Raw genomic sequence first — 1,096 nt, forward strand, 5'->3', positions numbered from 1 at the left:
TGTTATCCTCCACCAGTTACGTCATTTCGACCGGAAAAATTCCGTTAGGGATTTTGGAGTGGAGAAATCTGACAGGGGTTTTACGTTCTCATTTCCAAGGGCTTTCCCCTAGGTTTGCGCCCACCCTGGTGAGATTTCTCGACTCGCTTCGCTCCCTCGAAATAACGTGGTTGGGAGGGGCGTTGTCGGAAAGACCTTCCCCTTGTTATCCTCCACCAATCTTCTGACAAATCTCTCCAATCAGGATTCATACCAGAAATTAAAGCTTCTTTCTTTGAACGGCTCCAATGTTTAATTTGCTTTTCACGTTCAATAGCACTAGAAGAATCGCCACCCTCTTCATAATAAACCAAATCAACAATGTTATATTTTGAAGTATGTCCGTCATGAAGTTTATTTTTATGCTCGTACATTCTTCTTTCTAAATCTTTGGTTACTCCAACATATAAAGCATTTCGATTTGGGCTAGCAAGTATATATACGTACATCAACAAACCTCCTTTTTTTAATCGTAACATAATAGGGTTAATTTAATAGATGTTTTTGGAAATTTTCTTTGTCCATCATGTCCGTCCCCACCCAGTTACGTCATTTTGTTTGAGAAAGTACGAAAGGATTTTCTGCCCCAGTTATGTCATTTCGACCGGAAAAATTCCGTTAGGGATTTTGGAGTGGAGAAATCTGACAGGGGTTTTACGTTCATAGTTCCAAGGGCTTTCCTCCAGGTGGACGCTCACCCCGGTGAGATTTCTCCGTGCGAAAAAGCGTTGCTTTTTCTTAGTCGAAATGACGTGGTTGGGTGGGATGCTCCGTTGTAAGGGCCTTGTTCTAGGTGGACGCAACCAGTTACGTCATTTCGACCGGAAAAATTCCGTTAGGGATTTTGGAGTGGAGAAATCTGACATGCCTTTTACGTTCATAGTTCCAAGGGCTTTCCTCCAAGTGGACGCTCACCCCGGTGAGATTTCTCCGTGCGAAAACCTTCGGTTTTCTTAGTCGAAATCACGTGGTTGGGTGGGTGCTCCGTTGTAAGGGCCTTGTTCTAGGTGGACGCAACCAGTTACGTCATTTCGACCGGAAAAATTCCGTTAGGGAT

The 1,096-nt window shown here is 43.8% G+C and carries 1 protein-coding gene; it reads right to left on the minus strand.

Features of this window, described 5'->3' with window-relative positions; genetic code table 11:
- Positions 1 to 80: 80 nt before the first annotated feature.
- Positions 81 to 488, minus strand: a complete 408-nt coding sequence (locus LQU94_RS08025) for a GIY-YIG nuclease family protein (protein ID WP_370631511.1) — start codon at positions 486 to 488, stop codon at positions 81 to 83.
- Positions 489 to 1,096: the final 608 nt, after the last annotated feature.

Source organism: Peptoniphilus sp. KCTC 25270, from assembly GCF_021012875.1.
Taxonomy (GTDB): Bacteria; Bacillota; Clostridia; order Tissierellales; family Peptoniphilaceae; genus JAJMZJ01.

Bases quoted from the DNA above. Each gene is read 5' to 3' on its own strand.
- LQU94_RS08025 (WP_370631511.1), bottom strand. From the start codon at position 488: ATGTACGTATATATACTTGCTAGCCCAAATCGAAATGCTTTATATGTT.